Below are 21,194 nucleotides of genomic sequence, written 5' to 3' on the forward strand. Positions count from 1 at the left end.
GGCTGGCTTTCAACCAATGCCCCGCTTTTCTAACACCCCAGAAGCAGCGTCCGACAGGCGCTGCGTTCTGAGCCTAGCATTTAGCCCTGCAATGCCGCCAAAGTCAGGTCCAGGCAGTGCCGCGCCTTGGTCACCAACTCGTCTATCTCGGCCTTGCTGATCACCAACGGTGGCGAAATGATCATGGTGTCGCCCACGGCGCGCATGATCAGGCCATTCTCGAAGCAGAACGTGCGGCAGATCATGCCAACACCACGGCCTTCATAACGCTTGCGCGTTGCCTTGTCCTGAACCAGTTCGATGGCACCGAGCATGCCCACACCGCGAACTTCACCCACCAGCGGGTGATCAGCCAGTTCCCTCAAACGCTTTTGCAAATAGGGTGCCGTTTCGTCGTGCACGTGCTTAACAATTTGTTCATCGCGCATGATGCGGATGTTTTCCAGGGCTACCGCTGCCGCCACCGGGTGACCGGAATAGGTGAAGCCGTGGTTGAAATCACCGCCTTCGTTCAGCACGGCGACCACTTCGTCGCGCACGATCAGGCCGCCCATCGGGATGTAGCCGGAGGTCAGGCCCTTGGCGATGGTCATCATGTCGGGCTTGAGGCCGTAGAAATCGCTACCGAACCACTCACCGGTGCGGCCAAACCCACAGATCACTTCGTCAGCCACGAACAGGATGTCGTACTTGGCGAGGATTTCCTTGATGCGCGGCCAGTAGCTGTCTGGCGGCACGATCACGCCACCGGCACCCTGGATCGGCTCGGCAATAAAGGCACCGACGTTGTCCACGCCCAGTTCCAGGATCTTCTCTTCCAGCTGGTTGGCCGCCCACACGCCGAATTCTTCCGGGCTCATGTCGCCGCCTTCGCCGAACCAGTAAGGCTGGGCGATGTGGACGATGCCCGGGATCGGCAAGTCGCCTTGTTCATGCATATAAGTCATGCCGCCCAGGCTGGCGCCGGCCACGGTTGAACCGTGGTAGCCATTCTTGCGGCTGATGATGGTTTTCTTGTTCGGCTGGCCTTTGATCGCCCAGTAGTGGCGGACCATACGCAGCATGGTGTCGTTGCCTTCGGAGCCGGAGCCGGTGAAGAACACATGGTTCATGCCTTGTGGGGCGATATCGGAGATGGCTTTGGCCAGTTCCAGCACCGGCGGGTGGGCGGTCTGGAAGAACAGGTTGTAGTAAGGCAGTTCTTTCATCTGCTTGGCGGCCGCATCAGCCAGTTCATCGCGACCGTAACCGATCGCCACGCACCACAGGCCGGCCATGCCGTCGAGAATCTTGTTGCCTTCGCTGTCCCACAGGTAAACGCCGTGGGCTTTGGTGATGATCCGTGGGCCTTTCTCTTTCAATTGCTTGAAGTCGCTGAACGGCGCCAGGTGGTGATCGCTGCTCAAGGCTTGCCATTCACGGGTTTGCGGGTTGTTGCTGGACATACCAATCTCCTAGATGTTTCAGGTGAGGACGCGCCGTTTGAAGGGCGCGCCCGGCGCATCAGACGGCGAAGAGCAGGAATTCCCGCTCCCACGAACTGATCACGCGCTTGAAGTTTTCATGCTCGGCCCGCTTGACCGCGACGTAGCCTGTGATGAATTTGTGACCCAGGTATTTCTCGATGGTCTTGCTGTTTTCCATGCGTTCCAGGGCGTCTTCGATGGTCAGCGGCAGGCGCAGGTTGCGGCGCTCGTAACCACGGCCCACCACCGGCGCGCTTGGGCTGATGCCTTCGACCATGCCGATGTAGCCACACAGCAGGCTGGCGGCAATCGCCAGGTACGGGTTGGCGTCGGCACCGGGCAGGCGGTTTTCCACCCGACGGTTTTGTGGGCCGGCGTCCGGAACCCGCAGGCCAACGGTGCGGTTCTCTTCGCCCCACTCCACGTTGACCGGCGCCGAGGTGTCGGGCAGGAAGCGGCGGAACGAGTTGACGTTAGGGGCGAACAGCGGCAACAGCTCGGGGATGAACTTCTGCAGGCCGCCGATGTGGTGCAAAAACAGCTCGCTCTTGGTCCCGTCTTCATTGGAGAACACGTTCTTGCCGGTGGCGATATCGATGATGCTCTGGTGCAGGTGCATCGCGCTGCCGGGCTCGCCGGTCATGGGCTTGGCCATGAAGGTGGCTGCCACGTCGTGCTTGAGCGCCGCTTCGCGCATGGTGCGCTTGAACACCAGGATCTGGTCGGCCAGGGACAGTGCGTCGCCGTGACGGAAGTTGATTTCCATCTGCGCCGTGCCGTCTTCGTGGATCAACGTGTCGAGGTCCAGTTCCTGCAATTCGCACCAGTCGTAGACGTCTTCGAACAACGGGTCGAATTCGTTGGCCGCTTCTATAGAGAAGGACTGGCGGCCAGTCTCCGGGCGACCGGAGCGGCCAATCGGCGGTTGCAGCGGGAAGTCCGGGTCTTCGCAGCGTTTGGTCAGGTAGAACTCCATCTCCGGCGCCACGATGGGCTGCCAGCCTTTATCGGCGTAGAGCTTGAGGACTTTCTTGAGCACGTTGCGCGGCGACAGCTCGATCGGGTTGCCTTGCTTGTCGTAGGTGTCGTGGATCACCTGGGCCGTAGGCTCTATGGCCCAGGGCACGAGGTACACCGCGTTCTCGTCCGGGCGGCAGATCATGTCGATGTCGGCCGGGTCGAGCAATTCGTAATAGATGTCGTCTTCGACATAGTCGCCGGTCACGGTCTGCAACAGAACGCTTTCGGGCAGGCGCATGCCTTTTTCGGCGATGAACTTGTTGGTCGGCGAGATCTTGCCCCGGGTGATGCCGGTGAGGTCGCCAATCATGCATTCGACTTCTGTGATCTTGTGGTCTTTCAACCAATCGGTGAGCTGGTCGAGGTTGTTACTCATAAATGCCTCTGGGCTGTGTTTCCTGACATCCATTAAAGGTCAGGCGTAAGTTGACGCAGCATCCGCGTCGCGTTGCATCACCCGCTTTCGACAGGCATTGCCAAATGCCTGGAAGATTGCGAGGTAGTGCGGGTTAGAGCTTACCTGCCATTCGGGGTGCCATTGCACTCCTAAAGCAAAAGCCTTGCCCGCGGGCACTGAAAAGCCTTCGATCAGGCCATCCGGCGCGGTGGCCTCGACCTGGAAACCGGCCGCCAGGCGATCAATGCCCTGTGAATGAATCGAGTTGACCTGGATCGTCGACGGCAAGCCCAGGCTTGCCAATACCCCATTCGGGGAGATGGTTACCGGATGTGCCGGGCCGTACTGGATGTCCAGCGGCTGGGTGTCGTCTTCGCGGTGATCCATCATGCCCGGCACTTCATGAACCTTCTGGTGCAGGCTGCCGCCAAACGCCACGTTCATTTCCTGGAAGCCACGGCAAATCCCCAGCACCGGAACACCGGCCGCTATGGCTGCACGCAGCAGCGGCAGAGTGGTTTGGTCCCGTGCAGAATCATGAGCAGTCCCGGGCGCGCTGGCCGGACCGTCGTAGTGAAAGGGTTCGATATTGGAAGGTGAGCCGGTAAATAGAATGCCGTCCAGGCCGTCAAGAATATTGGCCGGGTCGAGCAGATCCGCCAGGGACGGAATAATCAACGGCAAGCCCTTGGCAGCGGTGGCCACTGCACGGACGTATTTGTCGCCACTGATGTGATAAGCATGCAGACCGACCTGTTTGGAGCAGGCGGTGACGCCGATTAACGGCAGGCGAGACATGAAGCACCCCGGTATTATTGCTGTTATGGGTTTGAATCGAGCTTAGCCTTGTTCATTTTTTTACACAACACCCCCGTAAAAAATACAACACGGCCCGCTCAAACGTGCTGGTTCCAAGAGCCCCAATCCCAAAAAATTGCCCCAAAAAGCCCCAAAAAAGCCCTCACGGCGCTTTTTTAGGGCAAAAAAGGCCTCGCTTGACTTCGGCATGCCGTTCGGGTTGACTGAAACCCGAAGAGATCAATGATTGATATTTTTAACAACAAAGGTGTTGCATCATGTCGGTACCCCCGCGTGCCGTTCAGCTTAACGAAGCGAACGCGTTCCTTAAGGATCATCCTGAGGTTCTGTACGTAGACCTTCTAATTGCGGATATGAATGGTGTGGTGCGCGGCAAGCGCATCGAACGCACCAGCCTCCACAAGGTTTACGAGAAGGGCATTAACCTGCCTGCCTCTCTATTTGCCCTGGATATCAACGGCTCAACGGTGGAAAGCACCGGCCTGGGTCTGGACATCGGTGATGCTGACCGAATCTGTTATCCAATCCCCGACACCCTGTGCAATGAACCCTGGCAAAAGCGCCCAACCGCGCAACTGCTGATGACCATGCACGAACTCGAAGGTGAACCTTTCTTCGCCGATCCTCGCGAAGTACTCCGCCAAGTTGTAAGCAAATTTGACGACCTCGGTCTGACCATCTGCGCCGCATTCGAGCTGGAGTTCTACCTGATTGACCAGGAGAACGTGAATGGCCGGCCACAACCGCCCCGCTCGCCGATCTCCGGCAAACGCCCGCACTCGACACAGGTCTACCTGATCGACGACCTCGACGAATACGTCGACTGCCTCCAGGACATTCTGGAAGGTGCAAAAGAGCAAGGCATCCCTGCCGACGCCATCGTCAAGGAAAGTGCCCCGGCGCAGTTCGAAGTGAACCTGCACCACGTTGCCGACCCTATAAAGGCCTGCGACTACGCGGTACTGCTCAAGCGCTTGATCAAGAACATCGCCTACGACCATGAGATGGACACCACCTTCATGGCCAAGCCTTACCCGGGCCAGGCAGGCAACGGCCTACACGTGCACATTTCGATCCTGGACAAGGACGGCAAGAACATCTTTGCCAGCGAGGATCCCGAGCAGAACGCCGCATTGCGTCACGCGATCGGCGGTGTGCTGGAGACCCTACCCGCCCAAATGGCGTTCCTGTGCCCTAACGTCAACTCCTACCGTCGTTTCGGCGCACAGTTCTACGTGCCGAACTCGCCGTGCTGGGGCCTGGATAACCGCACCGTGGCGATTCGCGTACCGACCGGCTCGTCCGACGCCGTACGTATCGAACACCGTGTGGCCGGGGCTGATGCCAACCCTTACCTGCTGATGGCTTCGGTATTGGCGGGCGTGCATCACGGCCTGACCAACAAGATCGAGCCTGGCGCACCGGTGGAAGGCAACAGCTACGAGCAGAACGAACAGAGCCTGCCGAACAACCTGCGTGATGCCCTGCGCGAGTTGGACGACAGCGAGGTGATGGCCAAGTACATCGATCCTAAATACATCGATATCTTCGTCGCCTGTAAGGAAAGTGAGCTGGAGGAGTTCGAACACTCCATCTCCGACCTTGAGTACAACTGGTACCTGCATACCGTGTAAGCGGTTGCCGGGCTAAAAAGAACGCCGCAGGCCTTTGGCCTACGGCGTTTTTTTATGGCTGTTGTGGCGAGGGAGCCTGCTCCCGCCGGGCTGCGAAGCGGCCCCAATAAGAACACCGGGTTCTTTCAGGCGGAACCGAGGTGCAGGTCTTGGGCCTGCTGCGCAGTCCAGCGGGAGCAAGCTCCCTCGCCACAGGGTATGGATCATCCAGTGGCTCTGCGTACAATGCCCGCTGCCCTGTAGGAGACTTCAATGAATCGCCCTGCCACTCCTCGCAAACCCCGCGCCCGCAGCCAGGCCCGGATCGACGCGATCCTCGATGCCGCCCGCACCTTGCTGGCCGCCGAAGGCGTGGCCAGCCTGTCGATCTACAGCGTGGCCGAGCGGGCGCAGATTCCACCGTCATCGGTGTATCACTTCTTCGCCAGCGTGCCGGCGTTGCTGGAGGCGCTGACCGCTGACGTTCATGCGGCCTTTCGCGCGGCCATTCAGGCGCCCATCGATCATGATTCACTCAAGCACTGGCGCGACCTGTCCTGCGTGGTGGAGCAGCGCATGCTCAGCATCTACAGCAACGACGCCGCCGCCCGCCAATTGATCCTGGCCCAGCACGGGTTGACCGAAGTGACACAGGCCGACCGCCAGCACGACCTGGAGCTGGGAAACCTGATGTTTGAGGTGTTCAACCGGCACTTCGAGGTGCCGAGCCTGCCCGCCGATGTCGACGTGTTTGCCCTGGCCCTGGAACTGAGCGACCGCGTCTACGCGCGCTCGGTGCATCAGCACGGGCAAATCACCCCGCGCATGGCCGAGGAAGGCATGCGGGTGTTTGATGCGTATGTGGGGCTTTATCTGCCGGCGTTCTTGCCCAAGCGGGTGGCTGCGCTCTGATTTTTTGTTGCCTGTCCGGGCCTCTTCGCGAGCAAGCCCGCTCCCACATTCGACCGTATTCCAAAGGTAGAACTCGGTCAAATGTGGGAGCGGGCTTGCTCGCGAAAGCAATCTTGAGAACGACAAAAACCCCGACAGGCTTTCACCTTCGGGGTTTGTGCGAACCATTGATCACAACTTGGCGATCGACACCTCGGTGGATTTCACGAAGGCAATCACTTCACTGCCGATCACCAGTTCCAGCTCTTTCACCGAGCGGGTGGTGATCACGGAAGTGACGATGCCGGACGCGGTCTGTACGTCGATTTCCGACAGCACGTCGCCTTCGACGATTTCCTTGATGGTGCCTTTGAACTGGTTACGCACGTTGATGGCTTTGATAGTCATGGTCGTTATTCCTGTGTAAGACAAGTGAGTTATTGAGCCCAACGCAATTGCGTAGGCAGCGGTGAAACAGGTTCGGGTTCCGGCGGGGTGCCGGGCAGCGACAACACACGGTTAAGCACTTCGGTTTCCAGCGCCGCCAGGCGGTGGGAGCCACGCACCCGCGGACGTGGGAGTTCCACGTGCAGGTCGAGGCCGATTTCGCCGTCTTCGATCAAAATCACCCGGTCGGCAATGGCCACGGCTTCGCTGACGTCGTGGGTCACCAGCAACACGGTGAAGCCGTGCTTCTGCCAGAGGTTCTCGATCAGTTGCTGCATCTCGATCCGGGTCAGGGCATCCAGCGCCCCCAGCGGTTCGTCCAGCAGCAACAGGCGCGGTTGGTGGATCAGGGCGCGGGCCAGGGCCACGCGCTGTTTCTGGCCACCGGACAACGCCGCCGGCCACTCATTGGCGCGCTCGGCCAGGCCGACCGCTTCCAGCGCTTCCAGTGCCTGCGGGCGCCAGTTGCCCTTGAGGCCAAGGCCCACGTTGTCGATGATCTTTTTCCACGGCAGCAGGCGCGCTTCCTGGAACATCAACCGCGTGTCTTCAATCGCTTCGCTCAGCGGCGCGGAGCCGGCGAGCAGTTCGCCGCCGCTGGCTTTGTCCAGCCCGGCCAGCAGGCGCAGCAAGGTACTTTTGCCGCAGCCACTGCGGCCCACGACCGCCACGAATTGACCGGCAGGAATATGCAGGTCGATTTCCTTCAGCACTTCCCGCGCGCCGAAAGCCTTGCGCAACTTGCGCACTGCCAGGGGAATGCCCCGCAGCAGGCGTGGAGGTTGTTGAGCGGTCATGCCGCACCTCCTTTATTCACTTGATAAGCCGGGTGCCAGCGCAGCCAGACTCGCTCCAGGCCTCGCGCCGCCAGGTCTGCCAGCTTGCCGAGGACCGCGTAAAGCACGATCGCCAGAACCACCACGTCGGTCTGCAGGAATTCCCGGGCGTTCATCGCCAGGTAGCCGATACCGGAACTGGCGGAGATGGTTTCCGCGACGATCAACGTCAGCCACATAAAGCCCAGCGCGAAGCGCACGCCCACCAGAATCGAAGGCAAGGCGCCCGGCAAAATCACTTGGCGAAACAGGCTGAAACCGGACAGGCCATAACTGCGGGCCATTTCCACCAGCGCCGGGTCGACGTTGCGGATGCCGTGGTAAGTATTGAGATAGATCGGGAACAGCGTGCCGAGGGCGACCAGGAATATCTTCGCCGTCTCGTCGATGCCGAACCACAGGATCACCAGCGGGATCAGCGCCAGGTGCGGCACGTTGCGGATCATCTGCACCGAGCTGTCCAGCAGGCGTTCACCCCAGGTCGACAGGCCGGTAATAAAACCCAGGGTCAGGCCGATGCTGCCGCCGATCACAAAGCCCAGGCCCGCACGCCAGCCGCTGATGGCCAGGTGGGTCCAGATTTCGCCGCTGCGCACCAGGCTGACACCTGCTTCGATCACCGCGCTGGGTGCCGGCAGAATGCGCGTCGACAACCAGCCGGCCGAGACGGACAGCTGCCATACCGCCAGCAACAGGATCGGCAGCGCCCAGGGCGCCAATCGATGACTTAACTTTTCAAGGTTCATGGCGGCGCCTCAGCTCTGGGACGCAGCTTTGGGAAGAATGTCGTTGGCGACCATTTCGCCGAACGGGCTGACGTAGCCGGCGCCTTTCGGCAACTCGGGACGCTCGATGTCCAGATGCGGGAACAGCAACTCCGCTACGCGATACGACTCTTCCAGGTGTGGATAGCCGGAGAAGATAAAGGTATCGATACCGAGGTCCGCGTATTCCTTCACCCGCGCGGCCACGGTCGGGCCATCGCCCACCAGTGCCGTGCCGGCGCCACCGCGTACCAGGCCTACGCCCGCCCACAGGTTGGGGCTGACTTCCAGGTTGTCGCGGCTGCCGCCGTGCAAGGCGGCCATGCGTTGCTGGCCTACGGAATCAAAGCGCGACAACGACGCCTGGGCGCGGGCGATGGTTTCATCGTCCACGTGGGAGATCAGTTTGTCGGCGGCCTGCCAGGCTTCGGCGTTGGTTTCACGCACGATCACATGCAGGCGAATGCCGAAGCGCAGGGTACGCCCGAGCTTGGCGGCCTTGGCGCGAACCTGTGCAATCTTTTCCGCCACCGCAGCCGGAGGCTCGCCCCAGGTCAGGACCATTTCCACTTGTTCGGCTGCCAGGTCCTGGGCCGCTTCGGAAGAGCCACCGAAATACAGCGGCGGACGCGGTTGCTGGATCGGCGGATAGAGCAACTTGGCGCCTTTGACGCTGATGTGCTGGCCGTCGTAATCGACGGTCTCGCCTTCCAGTACGCGGCGCCAGATGCGGGTGAACTCCACCGACGCCTGGTAACGCTCTTCATGGCTCAGGAACAAACCGTCGCCGGCCAATTCATCCGGGTCTCCACCGGTCACCAGGTTGAACAACGCCCGGCCGCCGGACAGACGATCCAGGGTCGCGGCCTGACGCGCAGCCACCGTCGGGGAAATGATCCCGGGGCGCAGCGCGACAAGGAATTTCAAGCGTTGGGTCACCGGGATCAGCGACGCCGCCACCAGCCACGAATCTTCGCAGGAGCGGCCGGTGGGGATCAGTACCCCGCCGAAGCCAAGGCGGTCGGCCGCCTGGGCCACTTGCTGCAGATAACCGTGGTCTACGGCGCGAGCGCCTTCGGCGGTGCCAAGGTAATGGCCGTCGCCGTGGGTAGGCAGAAACCAGAAAATATTGAGGCTCATGGAGTTGTCTCCTGAAGAAGTCGGATTACGGCGCTTTGGCAACGGCGGCAGGTGGTGTCCAGATCACGTCCTTGATGCTCAAGGGTTTGGGGATCAATTTGAGTTGGTAGAAGCTGTCGGCGATTTTCTGTTGCGCCGCGATCACTTCAGGCGTCAGGAACTGCGCACCGTAGCCCTGGCGTTTTACCGAGGTCAGGGTGATGTCGGCCGGCAGGCCCAGCAGCGGAGCAACTTGTTCGGTGACTTGTTCCGGGTTGGCCTTGGACCATTCGCCCACGGCGCGGACTTCTTCCACCAGCGTCTTGATCACGTCAGGGTGTTTTTCGGCGTACGGCTTGGTGGCCAGGTAGAACTGATGGTTGTCGGCAATGCCGGTGCCGTCACGCAGGGTGCGGGCTTGCAGTTGCTTCTCGGCGGCTGCCTGGTACGGGTCCCAGATCACCCAGGCATCGACGCTGCCACGCTCGAACGCGGCGCGGGCATCGGCGGGCGGCAGGAACACGGTCTGCACGTCGGTGTATTTCAGGCCGGCATCTTCCAGGGCACGTACCAGCAGGTAATGCACGTTGGAGCCTTTATTGAGGACGACTTTCTTGCCCTTGAGGTCTTGCACCGATTTGATCGGCGAGTCTTTCGGTACCAGGATCGCTTCGCTGGTAGGCGCCGGCGGTTCATAGGCGACGTAGAGCAGATCGGCACCGGCAGCCTGGGCGAACACTGGCGGGGTTTCACCCGTCACGCCGAAGTCGATGGAGCCTACGTTCAACCCTTCCAGCAGCTGCGGGCCGCCGGGAAACTCGGTCCACTGCACCTGCACGCCCTGCTCGGCCAGGCGCTTTTCCAGCGAGCCCTTGGCCTTGAGCAGCACCAGGGTGCCGTATTTCTGATAGCCGATCCGCAAGGTTTCGGCGGCCTGGGCTTGAACGATGGCGCCGAAGGACACAGCCGCAGCAAACAGTGCGACCAGACCACGACGCAAGATGACAGTGCGCATGGCGCTCTCTCCAAATATACGATTAGGGGGTTGGCTGCACCTGCTTGGCCGTTGGCGGCTGAGTAAGGTGAGTAGTACTTGTTGAATCCAGGTAAAGCTGGGTGAGGCTTAAATGCTCCAGCGAGCACTCAACAAACGTTCATTCAACACATTGGGATCAAGGGGTTTCGGGCGGCGGGCCATGGCGCTGTAGAACGTCTCCAGGGCCTCGCTCAAGCGTTGTTCCAGCACCGGCACCAGTTGCGCCTGGGCGCTGCCTTCGCCGTAGGCGATCTGGCTGTCTTCGGCGAAAATCCCGTGGAGCAATTCCTGGGCTTTCAATGCCGACAGCACCGGCTTCAGCGCGTAGTCCACCGCGAGCATGTGGGCGATGCTGCCGCCGGTGGCCATCGGCAACACTATTTTGTGGGCCAGGGCGCGTTCAGGCAGCAGGTCGAGGATGGTTTTCAGCGCGCCGGAAAACGAAGCCTTGTACACCGGCGTGGCGATCACCAGGCCATCGGCGTTCGCCACTTGCTGCAACAGGTCGATGATTTTCGGGCTATCGAACCGCGCGTGCAGCAAGTCTTCGGCCGGGAAGTCCCGTATCTGATAACTCACCACTTCCACGCCTTGTTGCTGCAACCAGTTGCGGGTGTGATCCAGCAAGACCCCGGACCGGGAACGTTGGCTGGGGCTACCACCAAGTGTTACGACCAGCATGTAGGAAATTCCTTTGGAAAGTGTCGGCGGTTCGCTATGTGGCGATGGCGCCAAGATGGGACAGACCATATCAGCCAATTTATATATCTATAAATCTTATTTTTTCATTTGTTTATTCTTTAAATGCATATGCTGCCGACTAAATCGCAGGCATAAAAAAAGGCCGTCGAAACGGCCTTAAAACCCCTGCTATGTGAGACTTGAAATGCGCGCAAGTGTGGGAGCGGGCTTGCTCGCGAAAGCGGTGTGTCATTCAAAGATGCATCAACTGACAGTGCGCATTCGCGAGCAAGCCCGCTCCCACATGTGGTTGTGTGTCAGCGATTCGGTTGAGGGGTGAGCCGCAGGTACGGCTTCACCGCCCGGTAACCCTTCGGAAAGCGTTTCTTGATCTCTTCCTCGTCCTTGAGCGACGGCACGATCACCACTTCGTCACCGTCCTGCCAGTTGGCCGGGGTCGCGACTTTGTGGTTGTCGGTCAGTTGCAGCGAGTCGATCACCCGCAGGATTTCGTGGAAGTTGCGACCGGTGCTGGCCGGGTAGGTGATGGTCAGGCGAATCTTTTTGTTCGGATCAATCACGAACAGCGAACGCACGGTAAGGGTGTCACTGGCATTCGGGTGGATCAGGTCGTACAGGTCGGAGACCTTGCGGTCAGCGTCGGCCAGGATCGGGAAGTTGACGATGGTGTTCTGGGTTTCGTTGATGTCTTCGATCCACTTGTGGTGGGAGTCCACCGGGTCCACCGACAGCGCAATGGCCTTGACGCCCCGCTTGGCGAATTCATCCTTGAGCTTGGCGGTGAAACCCAGCTCGGTGGTGCACACCGGGGTGAAGTCCGCCGGGTGGGAAAACAGCACGCCCCAGCTATCGCCCAGCCACTCGTGGAAGCGAATCTTGCCGGCGCTGGAATCCTGTTCAAAGTCGGGGGCGATGTCGCCCAGTCTGAGGCTCATGGTGTGGCTCCTGATGAGTACTTATGGAGCCCACTGTGCCTGTGTCGCGGATTATTTAAAAAGAATAAATATCGATTTATCTAGACGATAAAGGAATATTAAAAATCTGTTCATTGGACTTGGCAACGGGCGTGGATCAACATCCGCTTCAAGGTTCGAGAAGGCCTTGAGACGCTGTACAAAGAGGGGTTCAGGACGGGCTTGCGGGGGTTGAGCCCGGCTTGAAAAGTAAAGCACCCTGCCCGGCATTGCGCCGGGCAAGGTTTTACGCTCTTACAACAGCGGGATCGAGTAGCTGACGATCAGGCGGTTTTCGTCCTGGTCACGAGTCGCAACATCGGTGCGCCACATTGCGTTTTTCCACGCAACGCCGAGGTTTTTCAGCGGGCCTTCTGGAACAACGTAAGCCAGAGTCAAGTCGCGCTCCCACTCGGTTTTGTCACCGGTGGTAGTCTGGATGTTGCTGCCCTTGAGGTAGACAACACCAGCGGTCAGGCCTGGCAGGCCGACCTTGGCGAAGTCATACGCGTAACGAGCTTGCCAGGTGCGTTCGCCAGCACGGGCAAATTTCTGGATTTGCATGTCGGTGGTGGTGCTGTTCGACGAACCGTCACCTTGGTTCAGCCAAGGGAAGTCACTGTCGCCCTTGGTGTACTGGTAACCGCCACCAAAAGTGTGGCCGTTAACCGAATACAGCGCCAGGTAGCTGTACAGGTCGTTGTCAACCTTGCCGCTGGTCGCAGGGCGGGCACCGTCGGTGTAGTAACCCGAGGTGTAGTAGCCAGCGGTATTGGCATTCGCGCCATTATCGCGGCTGCGGTAGTAACGCAGGTCGCTTTTCAGCACGCCCGGGCCGATTGCCCAGTTGTGTACCAGACCCAGGAAGTTCTGGGAGTAGAAGTCTTTCAGCTCGCCAAAGTAGTACGAAGCGGTCAGATCCTTGGTGATCTTGTAGTCAGCACCGGCGTAGTAGAACTTGTTGCTGAATTTGCCGGTGTCATAGTTGGAGCTTTTGTTCGCGCCAGCAATCGACAGGTTTTCGTTGTTGCTGGAGTTACGGCCCTTGGCGGACTCGATTTGGCCAGCAGTCAGAGTCAAGTCTTTGATTTCGTTAGAAACGATCTCGCCGCCCTGGAAGGTCTGAGGCAACAGGCGACCGTCGTTGGTCTTGATCACCGGGTTGTTTGGCTGCAGGGTGCCCAATTTTGCCACGGTCTGGGAGATTTTGACCTTGCCGGTCACACCCAGGCTGGCGAAATCATTGACTGCCTTATTGCCGTCGCTCGGGAACACAGTGCCGCCCGAAGCGGTGCCGCTGTAGTTACCGTGATTTGCGCGGCTGGAGTCCAGACGCAGGCCATACAGGCCAATAGCGTCAACACCGAACTGAACAGTGCCTTGGGTGAAACCCGAGATGAAACGCAGATCGAAGCCTTGGCCCCATTCGGCGTTTTTGCTGCGGCTGCTGGATGTTGGAGCACCATCACGGTTATCCGTGTTGATGTAGAAGTTACGCAGACCCAGTGTTGCCTTGCTGTCTTCGATAAAACCTGCGGCGCCTGCTTGCTGGGCGATTGCACCCAGGGTCACAGCCAACGCCAATGTCGACTTCTTCATGTACCGCTCCTCTCATTTCTAATTTTTGTATTTCTTAGGTCTCGGGTCTGACGCCCTCGATCCACAGATGCGCGATTAGCACCGGATAGTGACTGACAAGTCAATCGTAACCTTGTGTGTCTACTACTTTCGTCTAACCGCAGTTAATTTGGTCCTTGCAGGGTAATGAGTTTTTCATACACCCAAAAAGAATTGTTTCGTCCTTTTTCATACCATTCAGGAATAACGCTTTCCATGGGACGGTCAAGCCGACAGGCGATGCCGCTCCATAAGCGTTTTCCGAAAGAGTATGTCTTTGCGCTTTTTTAGATCGTTTTGTGTTGACCAAACGGGGTCATACGTCACTCACGATCAAAAACGCGACGCCATCATGGCCAAACGCACATCATTCCGTCAATTTGTTACAGTTTTTGTATCGATGAAACTTTTCTGCCGTCCCAACAATCCACCTCACCGTACCCGGTGATAATGTCACTTTGATGTCAGTTATGTGTATAAATCGGCAAACCCTGTGTTCAGGGCCGATGCATCCGCCGAGGAGCATGACTCGCCGAAGTGACAGGCGAGAGGATTGCCCCCTCGCCCCTTCAGGCTTACAACGCCTTTTCGAAAATCTTCGAATTACGCTGATAGTTGTATAACGACGCCCGCGCCGACGGCAGGCGATCCACCGTGCTCGGCACAAAACCACGTTCGCGGAACCAGTGGGCGGTACGGGTCGTCAGCACGAAGAGCGTCTTCAAACCCTGGGCCCGGGCACGGGTCTCGATGCGCTCCAGCAGTTCGTCACCGCGACCGCCATGGCGGTACTCCGGGTTCACGGCCAGGCACGCCAGCTCCCCTGCGTCGGAGTCGGCGATCTGATACAGCGCCGCACAGGCGATGATCATGCCTTCACGTTCCACCACGCTGAACTGCTCGATTTCCCGCTCCAGCACTTCACGGGAACGGCGCACCAGAATCCCCTGCTCTTCCAGCGGGCTGATCAGGTCCAGCAACCCGCCGACGTCTTCAATCGCCGCTTCGCGCACCAGTTCGAACTGTTCCTGGGCCACCAGCGTACCGCCGCCGTCCCGGGTGAACAGCTCGGTCAGCAAGGCACCATCTTCGGCATAACTGACAATGTGGCTGCGCCCTACGCCGCCACGGCAAGCCTCGGCGGCCGCGTCCAGCAATTCGGCCTGGTAGTTGTTGCCCAGGCGTTGCAGGTGCGCGGGCACCTGTTGCGGCCGCAATTCACGCACCAGGCGGCCGTGCTCGTCGATCAGGCCGAGATCGGCACCGAACAGCAGCAACTTGTCCGCGCCCAGGTCGATGGCCGCGCGGGTGGCGACGTCTTCACAGGCGAGGTTGAAGATTTCGCCGGTAGGCGAGTAGCCCAGCGGCGACAGCAGCACGATGGAGCGCTCGTCCAGCAGGCGGTTGATGCCCTTGCGGTCGACCCGGCGCACTTCGCCGGTGTGGTGATAGTCGACGCCTTCAAGCACACCGATCGGGCGCGCCGTCACCAGGTTGCCGCTGGCCACCCGCAGGCGCGAGCCCTGCATCGGCGAAGAGGCCATGTCCATGGACAAGCGCGCTTCGATAGCAATGCGCAGATGGCCGACCGCATCGATCACGCACTCCAGGGTTGCGGCATCGGTGATGCGCAAGCCTTCGTGGTAAGCCGGGGTCAGGCCGCGGGCGGCGAGGCGGGTTTCAATTTGCGGGCGCGAACCGTGGACCAGCACCAGTCGCACGCCCAGGCTGTGGAGCAGCACCAGGTCGTGGACGATATTGCCGAAGTTCGGGTGCTCTACACCATCGCCCGGCAGCATGACGACAAAAGTGCAATCCCGGTGGGCATTGATGTAAGGCGAAGCGTGACGAAGCCAATTGACGTATTCGGGCATAAAAACCTGGGCCTGTAATAAAAAGCAGCCAAAAAAGGATGAATCGCAAAAACGCACAGCGGGCTGTTGGTTATCGTCGGAACAGGCTTGGCGACACGCTCGCTCTCCTTCTATGTACGGATGGGCAGGGGTTAATTTATGCAGGTGTCAGGCAGTAATGTTGAATCAGTTCACGCAATAGACGCACTGTAGGCGTCAAGCGTGACATTTCAAGGTACTCGCCTGGCTGGTGGGCGCAGGCGATATCGCCAGGGCCAAGCACCAGGGTCTCGCAACCAAGGCGCTGAAGATAAGGCGCTTCGGTGCCGAACGCCACTGCTTCGGCGCGATGACCGGTAAGTCGTTCAGCTACCCGCACCAACTCTGCATCCTCGGCCTGCTCGAACGGCGGCACTTCGGGGAACAGCGGCGCATAGTCGATCTTCACCTGATGGCGCTCGGCCAAGGGTTCAAGCTTCTGCCGGATGGCAGCGCGCAGCACCTGGGGATCCATGCCCGGCAGGGGCCGCAGGTCGAATTCCAGGGAGCATTGGCCGCAGATGCGGTTGGGGTTGTCGCCACCGTGGATGCAGCCGAAGTTCATGGTCGGCTGCGGCACGCTGAACTGCGGATTGCGGTATTCGCGCTGCCAGGCCAGGCGCAGGCCACGCAGTTCGCCAATGGCGTCGTGCATAGCTTCGAGGGCACTGTGGCCCAGGCTTGGGTCCGACGAATGGCCGCTGCGCCCGAGGATATCGATGCGCTCCATCATTACGCCCTTGTGCAAGCGGATGGGCTTGAGGCCGGTGGGTTCACCGATCACCGCCGCACGGCCCAAGGGACGACCCGCCTCGGCCAGTGCACGAGCACCGGCCATGGAGCTTTCTTCATCGCAGGTAGCAAGAATCAGCAGCGGCTGCTTGAAAGGCTGGTCGAGCAGCGGCTGGACGGCTTCGATCACCAGGGCGAAAAAGCCCTTCATGTCACAGCTGCCCAGTCCTACCCAGCGGCCGTCGACTTCCGTCAGCTTGAGCGGATCGGTCTGCCATAGGGCGCCGTCGTACGGCACGGTGTCACTGTGGCCCGCCAGCACCAGGCCGCCAGGGCCGGTGCCGAAACTGGCCAACAGGTTGAATTTGCCTGGGCTGACCTGCTGGATGTCGCAGGCAAAGCCCAGGTCTGCCAGCCAGGTGGCGAGCAAATCGATGACCGGGCGGTTGGATTGGTCGAGAGAGGCCTGGGTACAACTGACCGAAGGCGCGGCAATCAGCGCGGCGAATTGTTCTTTCATGGACGGTAAAGGCATGCGCTGTCTCTCAACTTCCCGGACGAACCCCATCATAGAGCTATCTGAGTGACACAATAAACCGTTGCGGCACGTTGCCGGGCTCAGTCCTGTACACTGCACGACCTTGGCAGCCACTCTTTTCCCCGGCTGCGCTCCCGATCCTGGATTTTCCGGCCATGCAGAAAGAAACCGAAATCAAGCTCCGTGTCAGCCGCGAAACCCTCGCCGCGCTGCGTGAGCACCCGTTACTGAAAAAACGCAACAAAAGTGGCTGGGAACGCCGTGAGTTGATGAACCAGTACTTCGACACCCCGGAACGCGACCTGGCCCAGGCCAAAGTGGCCCTGCGCCTGCGCAAAGACGGCGACGAAGTGATCCAGACCCTCAAGACCCGTGGCCAGAGCGTCGCCGGCTTGTCGGAACGCAATGAGTACAACTGGGACCTGGCCAAAGCCAAGCTCGACGTGAAGAAACTCGACGGCGAATGCTGGCCCGAGCAACTGGCCGAGCTGGACAAAAAGACCCTCAAGCCGATCTTCACCACCGATTTCGTCCGCGAACGCGCTGAAATCGCCTGGGGCCGCGGCAAGGCCAAGGTGGTGATCGAAGCCGCCCTGGACCTGGGCCACGTGGTTGCCGGCAAGCAGAAAGAAGAAATCTGCGAGCTGGAACTGGAACTGCGCGAAGGCGACCCGGCCGCCCTGCTGGAGCTGGCCGCTGAACTGGCCGCGACCCTGGCGCTGATGCCGTGCGATATCAGCAAGGCCGAGCGTGGCTATCGCCTGTTCGACGCCAGCAGCTACTCCCTGAGCCTGCCGGCACCGCTGCTGCACGCCGAAATGCCGCTGGACGACGCATTTGCTGCCGTCATGTGGCATCTGTTGGGCAGCAGCCAGCGCCTGGCCGAGCAATACCGTTTCAACGGCCACTGGCGCCTGCTGCAGGACTGGGTGGAAAACCTCGGCGAACTGCGGGCCCTGCTCGGCAGCCTCGGCCAGGCCGCACCGCGTCAGTCCACCAGCGAATTGCGCGCCGCACTGGACGCCTTGCTGGAAGACTGGCGTCCGCTGGTCCAGGCCGGTGACGACGATGAAGACATCCGCAAGGCCGCGCCGGAGCAGTTCGCCGAAGAACTGGAAGACGTGCGCTGGGGTTTGTTCTCCCTGACCACTTCCCGCTGGCTGCTGGCCCGCACCTGGGCCGCGGATCGCAACGTGCGTGGCAATCGCCAGGGCGCTGCACAGCTGGCCAACTGGCTGCCGCGCCTGCTGGCCGATGACGCCGTTGCCCTGCAACTGCCGCGCTACCAGCAACAGCCGGAAGACCTGGCCGAGCAACTGCCGCGTATCGAACGCATCCTGGCCTGGCTGCACCATGCACGCCAGGTGCTGGATATCGCCGAGCTGGACCGTTTGTATGGCGAGCTGAACAAGCTGGCGCACCTGGCCAACCAGCCGATCACCGATGAGTCGCTGGATGCGCGGATGCATCAGGCGATTGCGGTGTATCAGAATCGCGCCTGGAAAACCCTGCTGCGCCTGTAAAACCTTGTGGCGAGGGAGCTTGCTCCCTCTTCACTAAAATCAGGCCAAGACAACTATCAGCGCAACACCGGCAAACTCGTGGTGGACTTGATCTCCGACAAGGCCACTATCGAGTTGACCTCCTGAATCCCCGGCACCATCGACAGCTTCTCAAAGAAAAACCGCTCATACGCCTCGATGTCCGACGTGACGATCCGCAGTAAAAAGTCCACCGCCCCCATCAGCACATAACATTCCAACACTTCCGGAAAACCGCGAATCGCCTCGGTGAATTCAGTGAAGTTGGAACGGCCGTGGGCGTTGAGTTTCACCTCGGCAAAAATCTGCGTATTAAGGCCGATTTTCTTGCGATCCAGCAGGGTGACCTGGCCGCGAATCACACCCTCCTCTTTCAGCCGCTGAATCCGGCGCCAGCACGGCGACTGCGACAGGCCGACCTTTTCGGCGATCTGCGCGCTGGAGAGCGAAGCGTCTTCCTGCAACAGCGCGAGAATGCGCCGGTCGTACACGTCCAATTCAGCGTGCATAGAAATACCCATTAATCATGATTTAAAGAATTACATGATTCTCTTATAAGCCAATACAGGCTGTTTTAGATAAGAAATCTCCCGCGACGAATGCAAAAATTTCTCCAGTCGAATCCGGAGAATCATCATGCACGTCGTCGAAGCCTCCCACCCCGCCCAACGCGTTGACGCCTGGGCCGTCAGCAATGCCCACTGCCAGGCGCACTATCAAATCCTCGCCGAGGCTGAACCCGACGTGTTGTGCCGGGTGCTCAACTATTTTGCCCTGCAGTTCCTGGTGCCACGTCAGGTGAGCGTGCAGCGTGAAGACGACCTGCTGGCGATCGATATCGTGATGGATGGCCTGAGCTGGCACCGGGCCCAGGTGATCGGCGAAAAACTTCGTAACCTGATCAGTGTGTGCTCGCTGGAGCTGCGCCCGGCAGATGCTGCGCGGCCTCTGGCGGTCCAGGCGGCCGCTCAGTAAAAGCCTGCAATAAACCCCGGAGGCCGAAGCGCAAAGCGTGACTAGCCTGAGGACTACGCCTAATCGTTGCCCAGGAACGTCACCATGTCCGTTGCGCCAAATCCGCAGGATCGCTGGCTGGAAACCCATCAGTTGTTGCCTGCCCTGATCGACCAGGGCCTGGTGCCCGCCGACCTGGCTCTACCGGCGAACAGTGGGCTGCATCCCCTGGAATGCATTGCCAGCCAGGGGCCGTCTCTGGAAATGCTGACCGAATGGCTCGCCCGCCACTGCGGCCAGCCCTACCTGCGTATCGACCCGTTGAAAATCGACGTCGCGGCGGTGGTGCCGCTGATGTCCTATGCCTTTGCCCAGCGCCACAAGATCCTGGCCGTTGCGGTCGACGCCCACAGCGTTACCGTCGCCAGTGCCCAGCCTTACGTGTGCAGTTGGGAAGCCGGCCTGGCTCAGGTGTTGAAGCGCTCCATCAAGCGGGTGCTGGCCAATCCCCAGGAGATCCAGCGCTGCACCGTGGAGTTTTACCGACTGGCGAAATCGGTCAGCGGCGCCATTGATCAAAAAACCTCCGGCGCGCCGAATATCGAACAACTGCTCAATCTCGGCGCCAGCGACCAGGAGCCCGACGCCGACGACGCGCACATCGTCAACATCGTCGACTGGCTGTTGCAGTACGCCTTTGGCCAGCGGGCCAGTGATATCCATATCGAACCCGGACGCGATCAGGGGCGCGTGCGTTTTCGCATCGACGGGCTGCTGCATGACGTCTATCAATTCCCATCCCAGGTGACGATGGCGGTGGTCAGCCGCCTGAAAAGCCTGGGCCGGATGAACGTGGCGGAAAAACGCAAACCCCAGGACGGCCGGGTGAAGACCAAAAGCCCCACGGGCGGGGAAGTGGAGCTGCGCCTGTCAACCTTGCCCATAGCCTTCGGCGAAAAGCTGGTGATGCGAATTTTTGACCCGCAGGTGCTGCACAAGGATTTCCAGCAACTGGGACTTTCCAGCGACGACCTGCAACGCTGGCAATCCATGACCGGCCAGGCCAACGGCATCATCCTGGTCACCGGCCCTACCGGTTCCGGCAAGACCAGCACGCTGTACACCACGCTCAAGCAACTGGCCACTCGCGAGGTCAACCTGTGCACCGTCGAAGACCCGATCGAGATGGTGGAGCCGGCCTTCAACCAGATGCAGGTGCAGCACAACATCGACCTGACCTTCGCCAGCGGCATCCGCGCCCTGATGCGCCAGGACCCGGACATCATCATGATCGGCGAGATTCGCGACCTGGAAACCGCAGAAATGGCGATCCAGGCCGCCCTGACCGGGCATCTGGTGCTGTCGACGTTGCACACCAACGATGCGCCCGGCGCCATCAGCCGCTTGCTGGAACTGGGCATTCCCTATTACCTGATCAATGCCACGCTGCTGGGGGTGATGGCCCAGCGCCTGGTCAGGCTGTTGTGCCCGCACTGCAAGCGGCAAGCCGGGCAGGTCCATCAGGCAGTGGGTTGCGGCGAGTGCCGGGAAAGTGGCTATCGGGGTCGAGCCGGGGTCTACGAGATCATGCTGATGAACGATCGCCTCAAGGCCCTGGTCAGCCCGGGCACCGACCTCCAGGCCCTGCGTCTGGCGGCCCTTGACCAGGGAATGTGCAGCTTGCGGTCCGCCGGTATGCGCAAGGTAATGGCAGGACTGACAACACTTGAAGAGGTACTGCGAGTGACGCCTGGGGATTCAGAAACAAATCCTTTGATCGATGGCGCGGTAATCCGTCCTTATCCGTGACAACACCGTTACAATCGGAAAAACCTCGCTTCACCGTCACCAGACAAG

Annotated in this window: 19 protein-coding genes; 5 read left to right on the forward strand and 14 right to left on the reverse strand. The window is 60.0% G+C overall.

The window, feature by feature from the left end; all coding sequences use genetic code 11:
• Positions 1-80 precede the first annotated feature (80 nt).
• The 3 genes from HX807_RS14390 to HX807_RS14400 are packed head-to-tail and all read right to left on the reverse strand — an operon-like array spanning position 81 to position 3,681.
• On the reverse strand, positions 81-1,445 hold the full coding sequence (locus HX807_RS14390) for an aspartate aminotransferase family protein (protein ID WP_003213889.1): 1,365 nt from the start codon (positions 1,443-1,445) through the stop codon (positions 81-83).
• A gap of 58 nt (positions 1,446-1,503) precedes the next feature.
• Positions 1,504-2,862, reverse strand: a complete 1,359-nt coding sequence (locus tag HX807_RS14395; RefSeq protein ID WP_003213891.1) for a glutamine synthetase family protein — start codon at positions 2,860-2,862, stop codon at positions 1,504-1,506.
• Between the two features lie 39 nt (positions 2,863-2,901).
• Positions 2,902-3,681 (reverse strand): gamma-glutamyl-gamma-aminobutyrate hydrolase family protein, encoded by a 780-nt coding sequence (locus tag HX807_RS14400; RefSeq protein WP_003213893.1) that lies wholly within the window; start codon positions 3,679-3,681, stop codon positions 2,902-2,904.
• Positions 3,682-3,959: 278 nt separating this feature from the next.
• Here HX807_RS14400 and HX807_RS14405 point away from each other — a divergent pair, with 278 nt between their 5' ends.
• Both HX807_RS14405 and HX807_RS14410 read left to right on the forward strand, forming a co-directional pair.
• On the forward strand, positions 3,960-5,336 hold the full coding sequence (locus tag HX807_RS14405) for a glutamine synthetase family protein (RefSeq protein WP_003213894.1): 1,377 nt from the start codon (positions 3,960-3,962) through the stop codon (positions 5,334-5,336).
• 252 nt (positions 5,337-5,588) lie between these two features.
• A complete protein-coding gene (locus tag HX807_RS14410) occupies positions 5,589-6,227 on the forward strand; it encodes a TetR/AcrR family transcriptional regulator (RefSeq protein WP_003213896.1) in 639 nt (212 codons plus the stop codon).
• Positions 6,228-6,398: 171 nt separating this feature from the next.
• On the opposite strand, the gene HX807_RS14415 is transcribed toward HX807_RS14410, so the two are convergent.
• From HX807_RS14415 to argE, 10 genes are all read right to left on the reverse strand, one after another.
• Positions 6,399-6,614, reverse strand: a complete 216-nt coding sequence (locus HX807_RS14415; protein WP_003213899.1) for a molybdopterin-binding protein — start codon at positions 6,612-6,614, stop codon at positions 6,399-6,401.
• Between the two features lie 29 nt (positions 6,615-6,643).
• Positions 6,644-7,450 (reverse strand): aliphatic sulfonates ABC transporter ATP-binding protein, encoded by an 807-nt coding sequence (gene ssuB, locus HX807_RS14420; protein WP_008438906.1) that lies wholly within the window; start codon positions 7,448-7,450, stop codon positions 6,644-6,646.
• Positions 7,447-8,235: an aliphatic sulfonate ABC transporter permease SsuC gene (gene ssuC / locus HX807_RS14425; protein WP_008438905.1), complete on the reverse strand. Its 789-nt coding sequence runs from the start codon at positions 8,233-8,235 to the stop codon at positions 7,447-7,449. The genes ssuB and ssuC overlap by 4 nt, the downstream gene beginning before the upstream one ends.
• A gap of 9 nt (positions 8,236-8,244) precedes the next feature.
• Positions 8,245-9,393, reverse strand: a complete 1,149-nt coding sequence (gene ssuD / locus HX807_RS14430) for an FMNH2-dependent alkanesulfonate monooxygenase (RefSeq protein ID WP_003213905.1) — start codon at positions 9,391-9,393, stop codon at positions 8,245-8,247.
• Between the two features lie 25 nt (positions 9,394-9,418).
• Entirely contained in the window at positions 9,419-10,387 is a 969-nt protein-coding gene (locus tag HX807_RS14435) for a sulfonate ABC transporter substrate-binding protein (protein WP_177050299.1), read from the reverse strand.
• A 108-nt stretch (positions 10,388-10,495) separates the two neighbouring features.
• On the reverse strand, positions 10,496-11,089 hold the full coding sequence (gene ssuE, locus HX807_RS14440; protein ID WP_003213909.1) for an NADPH-dependent FMN reductase: 594 nt from the start codon (positions 11,087-11,089) through the stop codon (positions 10,496-10,498).
• A gap of 317 nt (positions 11,090-11,406) precedes the next feature.
• Positions 11,407-12,045: a peroxiredoxin gene (locus HX807_RS14445; RefSeq protein ID WP_003213910.1), complete on the reverse strand. Its 639-nt coding sequence runs from the start codon at positions 12,043-12,045 to the stop codon at positions 11,407-11,409.
• Between the two features lie 273 nt (positions 12,046-12,318).
• Entirely contained in the window at positions 12,319-13,662 is a 1,344-nt protein-coding gene (locus HX807_RS14450; RefSeq protein ID WP_134327499.1) for an OprD family porin, read from the reverse strand.
• Positions 13,663-14,255: 593 nt separating this feature from the next.
• The gene (gene argA, locus HX807_RS14455) at positions 14,256-15,554 is read right to left on the reverse strand and encodes an amino-acid N-acetyltransferase (RefSeq protein ID WP_003213914.1); all 1,299 of its coding nucleotides are present in this window, start codon (positions 15,552-15,554) and stop codon (positions 14,256-14,258) included.
• 136 nt (positions 15,555-15,690) lie between these two features.
• The gene (gene argE, locus HX807_RS14460; RefSeq protein ID WP_003213916.1) at positions 15,691-16,839 is read right to left on the reverse strand and encodes an acetylornithine deacetylase; all 1,149 of its coding nucleotides are present in this window, start codon (positions 16,837-16,839) and stop codon (positions 15,691-15,693) included.
• Between the two features lie 158 nt (positions 16,840-16,997).
• Between argE and HX807_RS14465 the strand changes: the two genes are divergently transcribed.
• Positions 16,998-18,365 carry an inorganic triphosphatase gene (locus HX807_RS14465; RefSeq protein WP_177050301.1) on the forward strand — a complete coding sequence of 456 codons (1,368 nt, stop codon included), beginning with the start codon at positions 16,998-17,000 and terminating at the stop codon, positions 18,363-18,365.
• Between the two features lie 56 nt (positions 18,366-18,421).
• On the opposite strand, the gene HX807_RS14470 is transcribed toward HX807_RS14465, so the two are convergent.
• A complete protein-coding gene (locus HX807_RS14470) occupies positions 18,422-18,892 on the reverse strand; it encodes an Lrp/AsnC family transcriptional regulator (protein WP_008438902.1) in 471 nt (156 codons plus the stop codon).
• A 127-nt stretch (positions 18,893-19,019) separates the two neighbouring features.
• Here HX807_RS14470 and HX807_RS14475 point away from each other — a divergent pair, with 127 nt between their 5' ends.
• On the forward strand, positions 19,020-19,358 hold the full coding sequence (locus tag HX807_RS14475) for a hypothetical protein (RefSeq protein ID WP_102604088.1): 339 nt from the start codon (positions 19,020-19,022) through the stop codon (positions 19,356-19,358).
• Positions 19,359-19,442: 84 nt separating this feature from the next.
• Positions 19,443-21,146, forward strand: a complete 1,704-nt coding sequence (locus HX807_RS14480; RefSeq protein ID WP_177050303.1) for a GspE/PulE family protein — start codon at positions 19,443-19,445, stop codon at positions 21,144-21,146.
• The last annotated feature ends 48 nt before the right edge of the window (positions 21,147-21,194 follow it).

It is taken from the genome of Pseudomonas sp. D8002 (genome assembly GCF_013385695.1).
In the GTDB taxonomy this organism is placed as follows: domain Bacteria; phylum Pseudomonadota; class Gammaproteobacteria; order Pseudomonadales; family Pseudomonadaceae; genus Aquipseudomonas.

Excerpts from the sequence above, each read along its gene's own strand:
- ssuC (WP_008438905.1), bottom strand. The coding sequence starts at position 8,235 with ATGAACCTTGAAAAGTTAAGTCATCGATTGGCGCCCTGGGCGCTGCCG.
- HX807_RS14465 (WP_177050301.1), top strand. The coding sequence starts at position 16,998 with ATGCAGAAAGAAACCGAAATCAAGCTCCGTGTCAGCCGCGAAACCCTC.
- HX807_RS14445 (WP_003213910.1), bottom strand. The coding sequence starts at position 12,045 with ATGAGCCTCAGACTGGGCGACATCGCCCCCGACTTTGAACAGGATTCC.
- HX807_RS14395 (WP_003213891.1), bottom strand. The coding sequence starts at position 2,862 with ATGAGTAACAACCTCGACCAGCTCACCGATTGGTTGAAAGACCACAAG.
- argA (WP_003213914.1), bottom strand. The coding sequence starts at position 15,554 with ATGCCCGAATACGTCAATTGGCTTCGTCACGCTTCGCCTTACATCAAT.
- ssuB (WP_008438906.1), bottom strand. The coding sequence starts at position 7,450 with ATGACCGCTCAACAACCTCCACGCCTGCTGCGGGGCATTCCCCTGGCA.
- ssuE (WP_003213909.1), bottom strand. The coding sequence starts at position 11,089 with ATGCTGGTCGTAACACTTGGTGGTAGCCCCAGCCAACGTTCCCGGTCC.
- ssuD (WP_003213905.1), bottom strand. The coding sequence starts at position 9,393 with ATGAGCCTCAATATTTTCTGGTTTCTGCCTACCCACGGCGACGGCCAT.
- HX807_RS14400 (WP_003213893.1), bottom strand. The coding sequence starts at position 3,681 with ATGTCTCGCCTGCCGTTAATCGGCGTCACCGCCTGCTCCAAACAGGTC.
- HX807_RS14450 (WP_134327499.1), bottom strand. The coding sequence starts at position 13,662 with ATGAAGAAGTCGACATTGGCGTTGGCTGTGACCCTGGGTGCAATCGCC.
- HX807_RS14415 (WP_003213899.1), bottom strand. The coding sequence starts at position 6,614 with ATGACTATCAAAGCCATCAACGTGCGTAACCAGTTCAAAGGCACCATC.
- HX807_RS14470 (WP_008438902.1), bottom strand. The coding sequence starts at position 18,892 with ATGCACGCTGAATTGGACGTGTACGACCGGCGCATTCTCGCGCTGTTG.
- HX807_RS14390 (WP_003213889.1), bottom strand. The coding sequence starts at position 1,445 with ATGTCCAGCAACAACCCGCAAACCCGTGAATGGCAAGCCTTGAGCAGC.
- HX807_RS14480 (WP_177050303.1), top strand. The coding sequence starts at position 19,443 with ATGTCCGTTGCGCCAAATCCGCAGGATCGCTGGCTGGAAACCCATCAG.
- HX807_RS14435 (WP_177050299.1), bottom strand. The coding sequence starts at position 10,387 with ATGCGCACTGTCATCTTGCGTCGTGGTCTGGTCGCACTGTTTGCTGCG.
- HX807_RS14405 (WP_003213894.1), top strand. The coding sequence starts at position 3,960 with ATGTCGGTACCCCCGCGTGCCGTTCAGCTTAACGAAGCGAACGCGTTC.
- HX807_RS14475 (WP_102604088.1), top strand. The coding sequence starts at position 19,020 with ATGCACGTCGTCGAAGCCTCCCACCCCGCCCAACGCGTTGACGCCTGG.
- HX807_RS14410 (WP_003213896.1), top strand. The coding sequence starts at position 5,589 with ATGAATCGCCCTGCCACTCCTCGCAAACCCCGCGCCCGCAGCCAGGCC.
- argE (WP_003213916.1), bottom strand. The coding sequence starts at position 16,839 with ATGCCTTTACCGTCCATGAAAGAACAATTCGCCGCGCTGATTGCCGCG.